The 12,435-nt window shown below is 60.3% G+C and carries 13 protein-coding genes; 10 read left to right on the top strand and 3 right to left on the bottom strand.

The window, feature by feature from the left end; genetic code table 11:
* Positions 1-59 precede the first annotated feature (59 nt).
* Together ARC85_RS01470 and ARC85_RS01465 are read right to left on the bottom strand one after the other, a co-directional pair.
* Positions 60-707: a hypothetical protein gene (locus ARC85_RS01470; protein ID WP_031211724.1), complete on the bottom strand. Its 648-nt coding sequence runs from the start codon at positions 705-707 to the stop codon at positions 60-62.
* A 191-nt stretch (positions 708-898) separates the two neighbouring features.
* Positions 899-2,245 carry an MATE family efflux transporter gene (locus tag ARC85_RS01465; RefSeq protein WP_141066717.1) on the bottom strand — a complete coding sequence of 449 codons (1,347 nt, stop codon included), beginning with the start codon at positions 2,243-2,245 and terminating at the stop codon, positions 899-901.
* Between the two features lie 188 nt (positions 2,246-2,433).
* Between ARC85_RS01465 and coxB the strand changes: the two genes are divergently transcribed.
* From coxB to ARC85_RS01445, 4 genes are read left to right on the top strand one after another with little or no spacing between them, the layout of a single operon-like run.
* A complete protein-coding gene (gene coxB / locus ARC85_RS01460) occupies positions 2,434-3,558 on the top strand; it encodes a cytochrome c oxidase subunit II (protein WP_014420040.1) in 1,125 nt (374 codons plus the stop codon).
* 57 nt (positions 3,559-3,615) lie between these two features.
* The gene (gene ctaD / locus ARC85_RS01455; protein ID WP_014420041.1) at positions 3,616-5,199 is read left to right on the top strand and encodes a cytochrome c oxidase subunit I; all 1,584 of its coding nucleotides are present in this window, start codon (positions 3,616-3,618) and stop codon (positions 5,197-5,199) included.
* Between the two features lie 13 nt (positions 5,200-5,212).
* Positions 5,213-5,809: a cytochrome c oxidase assembly protein gene (locus tag ARC85_RS01450; protein WP_141066718.1), complete on the top strand. Its 597-nt coding sequence runs from the start codon at positions 5,213-5,215 to the stop codon at positions 5,807-5,809.
* Positions 5,810-5,825: 16 nt separating this feature from the next.
* On the top strand, positions 5,826-6,713 hold the full coding sequence (locus ARC85_RS01445) for a cytochrome c oxidase subunit 3 (RefSeq protein WP_011783645.1): 888 nt from the start codon (positions 5,826-5,828) through the stop codon (positions 6,711-6,713).
* A gap of 11 nt (positions 6,714-6,724) precedes the next feature.
* On the opposite strand, the gene ARC85_RS01440 is transcribed toward ARC85_RS01445, so the two are convergent.
* Positions 6,725-6,928, bottom strand: a complete 204-nt coding sequence (locus ARC85_RS01440; protein WP_011783646.1) for a twin transmembrane helix small protein — start codon at positions 6,926-6,928, stop codon at positions 6,725-6,727.
* A 97-nt stretch (positions 6,929-7,025) separates the two neighbouring features.
* Here ARC85_RS01440 and ARC85_RS01435 point away from each other — a divergent pair, with 97 nt between their 5' ends.
* The 6 genes from ARC85_RS01435 (at position 7,026) to ARC85_RS01410 (ending at position 12,410) form a co-directional block, all read left to right on the top strand.
* Positions 7,026-7,775, top strand: a complete 750-nt coding sequence (locus tag ARC85_RS01435; protein WP_286714183.1) for an SURF1 family protein — start codon at positions 7,026-7,028, stop codon at positions 7,773-7,775.
* The gene (locus ARC85_RS01430) at positions 7,756-8,397 is read left to right on the top strand and encodes a redox-active disulfide-containing membrane protein (RefSeq protein ID WP_141066720.1); all 642 of its coding nucleotides are present in this window, start codon (positions 7,756-7,758) and stop codon (positions 8,395-8,397) included. The genes ARC85_RS01435 and ARC85_RS01430 overlap by 20 nt, the downstream gene beginning before the upstream one ends.
* Positions 8,398-8,412: 15 nt before the next feature.
* Entirely contained in the window at positions 8,413-9,519 is a 1,107-nt protein-coding gene (locus tag ARC85_RS01425) for a COX15/CtaA family protein (RefSeq protein ID WP_014420046.1), read from the top strand.
* Complete coding sequence (gene cyoE / locus ARC85_RS01420; protein WP_141066721.1) at positions 9,516-10,436, top strand: heme o synthase; 921 nt, start codon at positions 9,516-9,518, stop codon at positions 10,434-10,436. The genes ARC85_RS01425 and cyoE overlap by 4 nt, the downstream gene beginning before the upstream one ends.
* A gap of 32 nt (positions 10,437-10,468) precedes the next feature.
* The gene (locus ARC85_RS01415; protein ID WP_141066722.1) at positions 10,469-11,125 is read left to right on the top strand and encodes an SCO family protein; all 657 of its coding nucleotides are present in this window, start codon (positions 10,469-10,471) and stop codon (positions 11,123-11,125) included.
* Between the two features lie 82 nt (positions 11,126-11,207).
* Positions 11,208-12,410: a YbfB/YjiJ family MFS transporter gene (locus ARC85_RS01410; protein ID WP_121208049.1), complete on the top strand. Its 1,203-nt coding sequence runs from the start codon at positions 11,208-11,210 to the stop codon at positions 12,408-12,410.
* Positions 12,411-12,435 lie beyond the last annotated feature (25 nt).

Genomic DNA, 12,435 nt, shown 5'->3' with positions numbered 1-12,435 from the left:
TCGGGAGGGCAAGAATACTGTTTTTCCGGAGGCAATTCAGTGACGTGTTGTTATTAAACTCAGCACGACGGCCCGAGGGCGAAGCGGATGTGGTTCCGCTCCAGCAGGTTTTCCCAGTACTGTCGCATCCAGTCCCAGGCCTGGTTATTGACCTGGTCGATGAAGGGTTCCAGGTCCAGGTCGTAGTAATCCGGGGTGCCGGCAATCTGGAGTACGGTAACGGTAATGGCATCGTCCAGCTCATTGGCGAAGGGTTCACCAATGAGCTCGTGCACCAACAGGTTGGCCCGGGTGGCTTCCAGGTCAATCAGTTCGCTGGCGCGGGTAGAGCGGTTGTTATCGTGCATTTCTTCCATCAACCGGTGGCAAAGGTAAGCGCGTATGAGCAGCCCGTCGAGGCCATCGTAGCGGACCAGCAGTACCGAGGGCTGGGTGAAGTAGCGGGTAGCGGCATCAATGAAGGGTTGGAACAGTTCGGTTATACCGGCTTCCCGGGCACAGGCGTCAACACATTCCACCAGCCTGGGCGCCATCTCGATGTATTCCACCGCGAACTGGAACAGGGACGTTGCCGGTTGATAGCCATCCACCACCACCGAACCCGGCAGCCGGGCGGCTTTCTCTTTCATCTGGCGTAAGAAGGCGCCGGATCGTGCTTCCTGGCGCCTTGCCTGATCGATGATTTCAAGGACGGCCTGTGGTGTCATTTCAGGAGATGCCGAAGTCTGAACAATTTGAGGTCGCAAGGCGCCTCCCGTTCTATCAAGGAGTAACCGGAGGCAGGAAAGCAGGGGCTGGCTACCGCAACATGCCTGCCGTTTCTGACTAGTGTAGCCAAGATTTGTTGCCTTGCTGCCTGTACTGGCAAATTTAACGGTTACGATGTGTATAGCTGGCGTCAGCGTGTATCAAACCACCGACCCTCGCGGGTATAGCGCCAGCACAACCAGCCCATGCTTCCGGCTCGCGCCAGCATCAGCGTGATGAGCGAAAACCAGAGTCCGTGGTTCCCCCACCCGGTGGTCAGCCACCAGACCGGCAGAAACACAGCCAGCGCTGAAAACAGCATGGTGTTCTGCATTTCCCGGGTGCGGGTGGCGCCGATGAACACACCATCAAGCAGAAAACCCCAGACCGAGGCAAATGGCAGTAGCCAGAGCCAGGGCAGGTATTGCCAGGCGGTAGTTCGCACCTCCTCCAGACCGGTCAGCAGGCTGATCAGCCAGCGGCCGCCGAGCACGAACGCAACGGTCAGCAACAACGCGCCCCAGATCGACCAGCGCAGGGCGCTCAGGAAGACCATGCGGAACCGGCGCCGGCTGTTCTGGCCAATGGCCTCACCCACCAAAGCTTCGGCAGCATTGGCGAAACCGTCCAGGGCATTGGAAATCACCAGCAAAAAGGTGATCAGCACGGCGTTGGCGGCCAGGATGACATCGCCCTGCCGGGCACCCTGAGCGGTGAAAAACGCCAGTACCAGCAGCAGGGCAATGGTGCGAACCATGATGTAACGGTTCACCCGCAGAATGGTCAGGTAGTCTGCCAGCTGCCCGAACAGCGCGCGGGTCAGTCGCTGGCCTTCCGGCATCCTCCGGAGCACGATGGCAAACCCGATCAGGGCGGCGCCGTATTCGGCCATCACGGTAGCCATGGCCACGCCCCGGCTGTTCCAGCCCAGTACCGTGACGAAGAACACGTCCAGCGCAATGTTGATACCGTTGGCGATGATCAGCATCACCATGGGGCCGCGGGGGAACTGGGTGCCGATCAGCCAGCCCACCAGGGTGTACTGGCACAGCACCGCCGGTGCGCTCCAGATGCGGATGGCCGCGTATTCTGCCGCCAGAGCGGCCACCTCGGGGCTGGGATTCATCAGCTCCAGACCAATCCGGATCAGCGGTTGGTGGAACAGGATCAGTAACAGCCCGATACCGATGGCCAGCAGGATTGAGCGCAATAGTAGCGCGACCTGGGCAAAGGCATCCCGTTTGCCCCAGGCCTGGGCCGCCAGACCGGTGGTGCCCATGCGCATGAAACCGAAGGTCCAGTACAGAATGCTGAACAGATTGGCGCCCACGGCGACCGCGCCCAGGTATTCCGGACTGTGCAGATGGCCGAGCACGGCGGTGTCCACCAGGCCCAGCAGGGGCACGGTGAGATTGGTCAGCATCAGTGGCCAGGCCAGTGCCCACAGGCGTCGGTCAATGATGCCGGGCGCACGCTGCTTATTCTTTATGCTTCTCAAAACTCTGCACTTATCTTATTTGGATTTAAGGATTTTTTAGTCTTTTTTTGATCTGTGTCTATACTCAATTTTGATGTATCCATAAGCAGGCTTTCACTCGGGGATTTCCGACGGTTGCGAGTGCCATCGGTAAATTTCGGAGGGATGACGCAAAATCCGACAAGAATAACACTCTGTGGAGACACAGTATGCGCGTGCATGCCAAGCGGGCAGTAGCCCTAGCCGCTGGTCTGTTGTCACCGGCTGTGGTCGTGGCCGACTGGACCATGAACATGACGCCCGGTGTAACCGGCACCAGTAATCAGATTTTCAGCCTTCACATGACCATTCTCTGGATCTGCGTCGCCATCGGTGTGGTGGTGTTCGGGGTCATGTTCTGGTCCATTTTCGCCCATCGCAAATCCCAGGGCGCCAAACCGGCCAATTTCCATGAGAACACGGTGGTCGAAATTCTCTGGACCATTATTCCCTTTGCCATTCTCGTGGCCATGGCCATTCCCGCCACGGCAACGCTGGTGGAGATGTACGACACCACCGAATCCGAAGTGGATATCAAGATTACCGGCTATCAGTGGCGCTGGCAGTATGAGTACATCAATGAAGATTTCGGTTATTTCTCCAGCCTGTCCACACCCCGGGACCAGATCGAGAACCGCCAGGCCAAGGGTGAAAACTACCTCCTGGAAGTGGACAACCCGCTGGTGATTCCAGTCGGCAAGAAAGTGCGTTTTCTGTTGACCGCCAATGATGTAATCCACTCCTGGTGGGTGCCGGAGTTTGGTGTGAAGAAAGATGCCATCCCCGGATTTATCAATGAAACCTGGACTCGGGTGGATGAGCCGGGCATTTACCGTGGCCAGTGCACCGAGCTGTGTGGCAAGGACCACGGCTTCATGCCGGTGGTGGTTGAGGCGGTGCCGGAAGAGGAATACAACGCCTGGGTGGCGGAGCAGCGCGAGGCAGCCGAGAAAGAGCGCCAGCTGACCCAGAAAGACTGGACTCTGGAAGAACTGATGGAGCGTGGTGAGAAGGCCTACGCCACAGCCTGTGCGGCCTGCCACCAGGCGGATGGCAGCGGGGCCCCCCCGGCGTTCCCCGCGCTCAAGGGTAGCCCGATTGCGACCGGGGATATGACGGCTCACATCGACATTGTGGTGAACGGCAAGTCCGGGACGGCGATGCAGGCGTTCGGCAACCAGCTGAGCGAAGTGGACCTGGCCGCGGTGATTACCTATGAGCGTAATGCCTGGGGTAACAACACCGGCGATATGGTCACGCCCAAGGAAATTTTTGATTACAAGAACCAGCAGTAATCAACGCCAGATAACAACAATCACCAGCCACATCAGAAGGCGGTAACGGGGGTTTTCATGAGTGCGGTTGCAGATACCCACAGCCAGGAACATCACCACGGCCCGGCCAAAGGCATCAGCCGCTGGCTGCTGACCACAAACCATAAGGACATCGGGTCCATGTACCTGATGTTCAGTTTTGCCATGTTCCTGCTCGGCGGCAGCATGGCCATGGTCATCCGGGCCGAACTGTTCCAGCCCGGCCTGCAGATTGTGCAGCCGGAGTTTTTTAACCAGATGACCACCATGCACGGTCTGATCATGGTGTTCGGGGCGGTCATGCCGGCCTTTGTCGGATTAGCCAACTGGATGCTGCCCTTGATGATCGGCGCTCCCGACATGGCACTGCCGCGCATGAATAACTGGAGTTTCTGGCTGCTGCCCTGCGCCTTCCTGATTCTGGTCTCCACCCTGTTCATGCAGGGCGGCGCCCCCAACTTCGGCTGGACCTTCTATGCGCCGCTTTCCACCACCTATGGGCCACCCAGCACCACGTTCTTCATCTTCGCGGTGCATATCATGGGGGTGTCCTCGATCATGGGCGCCATCAATGTCATTGCCACCATTCTGAACATGCGGGCGCCGGGCATGACCCTGATGAAAATGCCCCTGTTCGTCTGGACCTGGCTGATCACCGCGTTCCTGTTGATTGCGGTCATGCCGGTGCTGGCCGGCGTGGTGACCATGATGCTGATGGACATCAACTTCGGTACCAGTTTCTTTGATGCCTCCGGTGGTGGCGATCCGGTGCTGTTCCAGCATGTGTTCTGGTTCTTCGGGCATCCGGAGGTTTACATCATGATCCTGCCGGCGTTCGGGGCCATCTCCCACATTGTTGCGGCCTTCTCCCGCAAGCCGCTGTTTGGCTATGCCTCCATGGTGTATGCGGTGGGTGCCATTGCCCTGTTGTCGTTCGTGGTCTGGGCGCACCATATGTTTACCGTGGGTATTCCACTGGCCGGGCAGTTGTTCTTCATGTACGCCACCATGCTGATTGCCGTGCCCACCGGGGTGAAGGTGTTCAACTGGGTCACCACCATGTTCCGGGGCTCCCTGAGTTTCGAGGCGCCCATGCTGTTCGCCGTGGCCTTTATCATTCTGTTCACTATCGGTGGTTTCTCCGGGCTGATGCTGGCCATCGCGCCTGCGGACTTCCAGTACCACGATACCTACTTTGTGGTCGCGCATTTCCATTATGTGCTGGTGCCCGGTGCCATCTTCGGCATCTTCGCTTCCGCCTACTTCTGGCTGCCCAAGTGGACCGGCCACATGTACGACGAAACCCTGGCCAAGACCCACTTCTGGCTGTCGTTCATCGGCATGAACCTGGCTTTCTTCCCCATGCACTTCCTGGGGCTGGCGGGCATGCCCCGGCGGATTCCGGACTACGCGCTGCAGTTTGCTGACTTCAACATGGTATCGAGCATCGGGGCCTTTATGTTCGGCGTCAGTCAGTTGCTGTTCCTGTTCATCGTGGTGAAGTGTGTGCGAGGGGGCGAGAAGGCCACCGCCAAACCCTGGGATGGTGCCGAAGGGCTGGAGTGGACGGTGCCCTCACCAGCGCCGTATCACACTTTCTCGACACCGCCGGAAGTGAAATAACCGGGAGGTCGCCATGGCAGAGCCACAACCGCAACACGGCAAACGCAGCAACGGTCGGGTGATTGCCTGGTGCATGGCCGGCGTGGTCGGTATGTTTGCCTTCGGCTTTGCCCTGGTGCCCCTGTACGACGTGTTCTGCGAAATCACCGGTATCAACGGCAAGACCGGCGGCCGGTACGAAGCGCAGGTCACCAACCAGGTGGATGCCAACCGCACCGTGACGGTCCAGTTCCTGGCCAGTAATGGCCCGGGTATGTCCTGGGAATTCCGGCCGGTGACCCGCAGCATCAAGGTGCATCCCGGTGAGCCGGTGACCGTCAATTTCTACGCCGAAAATGGCAGCGACCAGGCCATGATCGGACAGGCAGTTCCGAGCCTGTCCCCGGCTGAGGGCACCCTGTACTTCCACAAGACCGAGTGTTTCTGTTTCAACCAGCAGCCCCTGGAAGCCGGCGAAAGCACAGAAATGCCTCTGGTGTTTATCGTGGATCCGGAACTGCCGGAACACATCACCAAGCTGACACTGTCCTACACCCTTTACGACCAGAGCCAGAAGGCCGAAGTATCGGGTGCCGCCGGGGCAGCAAAAACAACCAACAATAACGGCTAAGCCATCGGAGACAGCTATGGCGGATCACCAGACCTACTACGTTCCCGAACAGAGCAAGTGGCCCATTGTCGCTACCGTTGGCCTGGGGGTCACCCTGTATGGCGCGGCAGCCATCATGGTGAACGGCAACCAGGGTGAAAGCACCACCGGTTCCTGGATCATGTTCTGGATTGGTGCCCTGATCATGGCGTACATGCTGTTCGGCTGGTTCGGCAGCGTTATCCGCGAGAGCCGGGCCGGACTATACAGCGACCAGATGGACCGATCTTTCCGCTGGGGGATGAGCTGGTTCATTTTCTCGGAAGTCATGTTTTTTGCGGCTTTCTTCGGTGCGCTCTTCTACGTTCGGATGTTCGTGGTGCCCTGGCTGGGGGGCGAGGGTGATAAAGGCAGTAGCAACATGCTGTGGGAAGGCTTTCAGGCCAGTTGGCCTCTGGTCAACAACCCTAACCCTGAGGCCTACCCGGGCCCGAAGGAAGTGATCGGGCCCTGGGGCCTGCCGCTGATCAACACCATCCTGCTGGTAACCTCGTCGTTCACCGTGACCATTGCCCACCATGCCCTGAAAGCGGGTCACCGGGCCAAGGTGAAGCTGTGGCTGGGAGCCACCATTGCGTTGGCGGTGGTGTTCATGTTCGTACAGGGGTACGAGTACATGCACGCCTATCAGGACCTGGACCTGACCCTGCAGTCCGGCATCTATGGCAGCACGTTCTTTATGTTAACGGGTTTCCACGGGGCCCACGTGATGCTGGGTACGTTGATGCTCGCCATCATGCTGGTCCGGATCATCAAAGGCCATTTCACCGCCGACAATCATTTCGGCTTTGAAGCGGCAGCCTGGTACTGGCATTTTGTGGACGTGGTCTGGCTGGGTCTGTTTGTGTTCGTGTATGTGCTCTGAGGCAGGTGAAGTCAGGGCGTCGGGTTCAGGGTGAGATCGCCGGTCCAGAGCGCGATCAGCACCACGGCCAGTAATAGCACGCTGAGCGAGACCCGCACCGCCAGTGAGTTCACCACACGGTTGGTTTTACCGCCGTCCCGAATCAGGAAAAACAGCCCGCTGAACAGGCTGATAATGACGGCGAACAGCAGTACGACAATGGCAAGTTTTAACATGAGGAATCCGGTTGTTTCAGGTCCGCAGCCTGTTGAGCATTCTGGTGCCGGGAACAACGCCCCGGTTTGTTACTTCACTATAGCAGAGCGGCGCTAAGTGGGTTTCAGCTCCCGCCGCTGGCAGTTCGACTGGCGCCCGCTGGTCTTCAGCGGTGTCTTTCTGCCTCTGCTGATCAGTCTGGGCGTCTGGCAGCTGAACCGCGCCGCGGAAAAAACCAGTCTGCTGCGGACCTGGAATTCAGAAAGCGCCGGGTGGGACTGGCAGGATGTGGCGGCTGCAGATGGATGGCAGGAGGGCCAACCGGTCACCCTGACCGGTTGGTACCGGGAGCAGACCTGGTTGCTGGACAATCGGACCCGGGACGGCCGCGCCGGTTACGAAGTCCTGACGCTTTTTGAGCCGCTCTCAGGCCCTTTGGTGGTGGTCAACCGGGGCTGGGTGCCGGCACCGGCCAGTCGTGAGCAACTACCGGAAGTGCTGACGCCTGAGCCTCTGTTTACCCTTCAGGGCCGGCTGGCGGCCTATCCGGAACCGCCGGTACTGGGGGCGCAGGAGCCCGATACACCCGGCTGGCCGAGACGGGTCCAGGCGTTGCCGGAGAGCCGGGTCCGGGCGTTGGGCAGCACGCCGGCCCCGATGATTGTTCACCTTGCCGACAGCCAGCAACCGGGTGCATACCAGGCGGACCGGGCGCCGGATGTGATGGGCCCGCAGACGCACTACGGATACGCCGCCCAGTGGTTTGCACTGGCGGTAGCACTGACTATATTGACTCTGGTGGCGAGTTATAAAAAAGACAGCGAAAGACCCAAGGCAGGAGCCGACAATGACAACGACAACGGCTGACTCTCTCTCTCATTCTGATGGCCCGAGCCCGGCTCAGGTCAGGCGGGGCCGGCGCACCGCCATGTTGCTCTTTGCGGTGGGGTTCGGCCCCATGCTGGTGGCGACGGTCATGTTTTACACCGGCTGGCTTAATCCGGCCGGTCAGAGCAATCAGGGGCAGTTGGTGCAACCGCCGGTGCCAGTGGCAGAGCTGAATCTGCAAACCGCTGCGGGGAACCCCCTGCAGGCACGCTTTGGTGTTGATGTCGCCGACCCGAAATGGCTGATGCTGGTGGCTTCGGAACGTTGCACGGAAGACTGCGAGCAGCTGCTGTATCTGGCTCGCCAGGTTAACGTTGCGCTTGGCAAGAACGCGCCGCGTGTTGGTCGTGCCGCCTATCTGGGCACGGTACCGGCGGATCTGGAGCGGCGCTGGTCTGATGAGTACCAGTTGATGGAGCGCCTGCAACCGGCCCCTGGCAAGACACCGGCATGGCCCGCCGGGATCAACCCGGAGCAGCAACCGAGAATCCTGCTGATCGACCCGTTTGGCAATGTAATGATGCACTATGGCAGCGAACACACCGGCAAACAGCTGCTTAAAGATCTGAAGCACCTGCTGAAACTGTCACAGATTGGCTAACGGGAGGCCTGCGGTATGACGGCGATGTCTCCGGAGCAATCCCGGGCAATAGCAAAGAAACTGGCGTTCTGGGCTACCCTGGCCTGCTTGCTGGCAGTGGTGGTGATTATGCTCGGTGCCTGGACACGGCTGGTTCACGCCGGCCTGGGATGCCCGGACTGGCCTGGCTGTTATGGCTTTCTGACCGTGCCCCAGGATGAAACCCGCATCGCCATTGCCAATGCCCGTTTCCCGGAGACCCCGGTGGATGTCTCCAAGGGCTGGCCCGAAATGATTCATCGCTACGCCGCCGGTACCCTGGGACTACTGGTATTCGGGCTGGCCATTGCCTCGGTGCGCAACCGCAGAGCGGGGCTTCCGGTCAAACTGCCGCTGTTCATTGCCGGCTTTATCGTGTTGCAGGCCGCGTTCGGCATGTGGACGGTTACCCTCAAGCTCTGGCCCCAGGTGGTGGCCCTGCATCTGCTGGGCGGATTTACCACCCTGAGCCTGTTGTTGTTGCTGACCCTGCGGCTCCGGCGGCGGGCACGTGAAAGTGAGGCGCCGCGACCGGCGATGGCGGCATCCCTGGCAAGACTCCGACCCTGGCTGTATGGCGGTTTGCTGCTGGTCATTGCCCAGATTGCCCTGGGGGCCTGGACGGCAGCCAACTACGCCGCCGTTGCCTGTACCGATCTGCCTACCTGTCAGGGTCAGTGGTGGCCCGAGGGCATGGATTTTCAGCATGGATTTGATATCACCCAACATGTTGGTCCCAACTATCTGGGCGGCCAGCTGACCAGCGATGGCCGGGTTGCTATTCACGTCAGCCATCGCCTGGGCGCAGTCCTTGTGTTGGGTTATCTGGCCATATTGCTGGGGCTGCTGTGGCGCCAGCGCGCCCAGAGCGGTCTCGACAGGGCTATCGCTCTGGTGGGCGGTGCCCTGGTGCTCCAGTTCTGTCTGGGGCTGACCAACGTCTGGCTGCACATTCCCCTGATCGTTGCCGTTGCCCATAACGCCATGGGCGCTGGCCTGTTACTGTCGATGGTGCACCTGATCTGGCGGCATCATCAGCTGGCCCTGCCAGCACTATCCCCCGCACCTCACACAACAACCATAAACCGGGAGGTTACGGCATGAGCGAGCAAGTGAAGGCGCTGCCGATCCAGAATCCAACGCATGCGAGCCCTATTTCCTGGCGCGATTACCTGGAACTGACCAAGCCCCGGGTAGTGGCATTGATGATTCTTACCTCGGTGATCGGCATGCTGCTGGCAGCACCAGGCGTTCCCGGATGGAGCGTGCTGCTGTTCGGCAACCTGGGAATCGCCCTGCTGGCCGGCGCGGCTGCGGTGGTGAACCACGTGGTGGATCAGAAGATTGATACCGTGATGGCCCGCACTCGCAAACGGCCGGTGGCGACTGGCCGGATTGCGCCGCTGGACGCCCTGCTGTTTGCTACCGTACTGGCGGCCCTGGGTATGGTCGTGCTGGTGTGGCAGGTGAACGAGCTGACCGCCTGGCTGACGTTGGCCTCCCTCGTGGGTTACGCCGGTGTTTACACCCTGTTCCTGAAACGGGCGACGCCACAGAACATTGTCATCGGCGGGCTGGCCGGTGCCATGCCGCCACTGCTGGGCTGGACCGCGGTCACTGGCCAGGTGGAAGGCCATGCGTTGCTGCTGGTGCTGATCATCTTCGCCTGGACGCCACCGCATTTCTGGGCTCTGGCCATCCACCGCAAGGAGGAATACGCCAAGGCTGGTATTCCCATGCTGCCGGTGACCCACGGCAATCGTTACACCGAACTGCATATTCTGCTCTATACCCTGATGCTGCTGGCCGTCAGTCTGCTACCGTTTGTCACAGGCATGTCCGGCGGTATTTACCTGGTGGGCGCCCTGGCGCTAGGCTTGAGGTTCCTGCAATATGCTGTTCGCCTGCTGCGCGGCGACGACCGGCGGGTAGCGCTGAACACCTTCAAATATTCCATCACCTATCTGATGGCGTTGTTTGTGGTGTTGCTGGTGGATCATTTTGTCTTTGTCCCGGCCTGACTGGCCGGGGTTAAGCCTGGTTGGGAGACCCTATGGGGCGGTCGATTCGGATCACGTTGTTTGTTCTGTTGTTGCTGGTGGTGCTGGTGTTCGGCCTGACAGTGGGACGGCAGGTCTTTCTGGTGGGGGGCGAACCGGCACCGGCGCCGGATCTCAGCCAGTACAACGCCTATGTCTACGACCAGCCACGGCCCCTGGTGGAGTTCTCTCTGACCAACGAGGAAGGTGAGACGGTCACCCGGGAAGACCTCCGGGGCCGGTGGACCTTCGTGTTCGTGGGCTACACCAATTGCCCGGACATCTGCCCCGCTGCCATGGCCAATCTGCGCCGTACCGACCAGTTGCTGTCTCCGGAATTACCCCAACCGGACTATCTGCTGGTCTCGGCAGACCCGGAGCACGATACCCCGGCGAAACTGAAGGCCTATACCGATTTCTTTGGTGAGCATTTCCACGGCCTGACCGGCGATCTGGACACCCTGAGACAGGTCGCCAAGAGCGTGAGCGCAGTATTTGTGCACCGACAGGTGAATGGTGAGTTGCTGGTGGACCACAGCGGGCATTTTGCCTTGCTCAATCCGGACGGAGACGTTCAGGCGCTGATCCAGCCACCCCACAAGCCGGACCAGCTGGCCGAAGCCTTTGAGCGCATCTACCAGTGGGCCAACGCCAATCGCCAGCCAGGCTGAGGCGAAGGTCTCACTGACAAGCATTGGTTAGTCACCTACACTACCCGGTTTCCGTTGATAACCTGACGACCGGGCCTCTGCCATGACTTCTGCAAACACCCCCACCCCCAGGCAACTGTTTACGGTTCTGCTCGCCGGTAGCCTGGTTTTGCTGGTTGTCCACGGCCTTGGCCGATTCATCTACACCCCGTTGTTGCCCTACCTGGTGGCCGATAACCAGTTCAACGCGCCGGACGGAGCTGCGGTGGCCACCTGGAACTACCTCGGCTATCTGATGGGGGCAATGCTGGCCATCCGTTGGCACAGAATCGACCAGATCCGGCTGATGTTGCCTCTTTTCCTGGCGGTTCATGTGGTGACCACGCTGATCGTGACCCAGACCGACCAGCTGACGGTGATTTCTGTCACCCGCTGGCTGAACGGTGTGGCTAACGGCGTGGTATTCGTCCAGGCGCCAGCTCTGATTCTGGAGTGGCTGGTACTGCGCAACCGGGCCTCTCTCAGCGGTCTGGTCTATATCGGTGTTGGTGTAGGGCTGCTGGTGTCCAGCGGCCTGGTTACCGGAACCGCCAGCCTGCTGGAGGGCGCGGAGCGCTGGTGGCCGGCTGCCCTGTTGTCGATTCCCCTGGCCTGGTGGGGTGCCATGCAGTTACGGCAACTGGAGGTACCGGTGCGCCAGCATGATGACGCCGGTAAGGCGGTGGTCAATACCCCGTTGCTGGATCGCGCCAGCATCCCGCTGTTTCTGTCCTATGCCGGGGCGGGCCTGGGTTACATCCTGCCCATGACCTTCCTGCCCCTGTTGGCAAAACTGGAACTGCCTGAGGGCCACGCCTTGCTGGACGGCACCTGGGTGATCGTCGCCCTGTTCACCATCCCGGCGCCCTGGCTGTGGAACAAACTGGGGGCCCTGATGGGAGACTTGCCCGCCCTTCGCCTGAATTTTCTGATTCAACTGGCCGGTGTGCTGGCCACCGTGGTCTGGCCTGGCGCCTTGGGCTTGGTGTTATGTGCCGCCCTGGTCGGCAGCACCTTCCTGGGTACGGTATTGCTGACCCAGCGCATCGGGCGCGCGCTGCATCCGCATCAGGGCCCGCGCCTGTCGGCAGCAATGGTGGCACTGTATGGCTTTACCCAGATGGTCGGCCCCTGGCTGACCAAACAGTGGCTGGATGCCGGCGGCACCCTGGTGTCGGCCTTCGGCATCGGGGTGGCAGCGCTGGCGTTTGGCCTGGTATTCGCGTTCTTCGTGCCCCGGCCTGAAGCCTGGCATGCCCGCTCCTGAGGCATGGTAAACTGCGGCCACATTC

Source organism: Marinobacter sp. tcs-11, from assembly GCF_002049515.1.
Taxonomy (GTDB): Bacteria; Pseudomonadota; Gammaproteobacteria; order Pseudomonadales; family Oleiphilaceae; genus Marinobacter; species Marinobacter nauticus.
The sequence above is the reverse complement of the archived record's forward strand: the minus strand, read 5'-3'. Positions and strand labels throughout refer to the sequence as shown.

Coding starts and splice junctions, on each gene's coding strand:
- cyoE (WP_141066721.1), top strand. CDS start 9,516: ATGAGCGAGCAAGTGAAGGCGCTGCCGATCCAGAATCCAACGCATGCG.
- ARC85_RS01430 (WP_141066720.1), top strand. CDS start 7,756: ATGACAACGACAACGGCTGACTCTCTCTCTCATTCTGATGGCCCGAGC.
- ARC85_RS01415 (WP_141066722.1), top strand. CDS start 10,469: ATGGGGCGGTCGATTCGGATCACGTTGTTTGTTCTGTTGTTGCTGGTG.
- ARC85_RS01410 (WP_121208049.1), top strand. CDS start 11,208: ATGACTTCTGCAAACACCCCCACCCCCAGGCAACTGTTTACGGTTCTG.
- ctaD (WP_014420041.1), top strand. CDS start 3,616: ATGAGTGCGGTTGCAGATACCCACAGCCAGGAACATCACCACGGCCCG.
- ARC85_RS01440 (WP_011783646.1), bottom strand. CDS start 6,928: ATGTTAAAACTTGCCATTGTCGTACTGCTGTTCGCCGTCATTATCAGC.
- ARC85_RS01425 (WP_014420046.1), top strand. CDS start 8,413: ATGACGGCGATGTCTCCGGAGCAATCCCGGGCAATAGCAAAGAAACTG.
- coxB (WP_014420040.1), top strand. CDS start 2,434: ATGCGCGTGCATGCCAAGCGGGCAGTAGCCCTAGCCGCTGGTCTGTTG.
- ARC85_RS01445 (WP_011783645.1), top strand. CDS start 5,826: ATGGCGGATCACCAGACCTACTACGTTCCCGAACAGAGCAAGTGGCCC.
- ARC85_RS01450 (WP_141066718.1), top strand. CDS start 5,213: ATGGCAGAGCCACAACCGCAACACGGCAAACGCAGCAACGGTCGGGTG.
- ARC85_RS01470 (WP_031211724.1), bottom strand. CDS start 707: ATGACACCACAGGCCGTCCTTGAAATCATCGATCAGGCAAGGCGCCAG.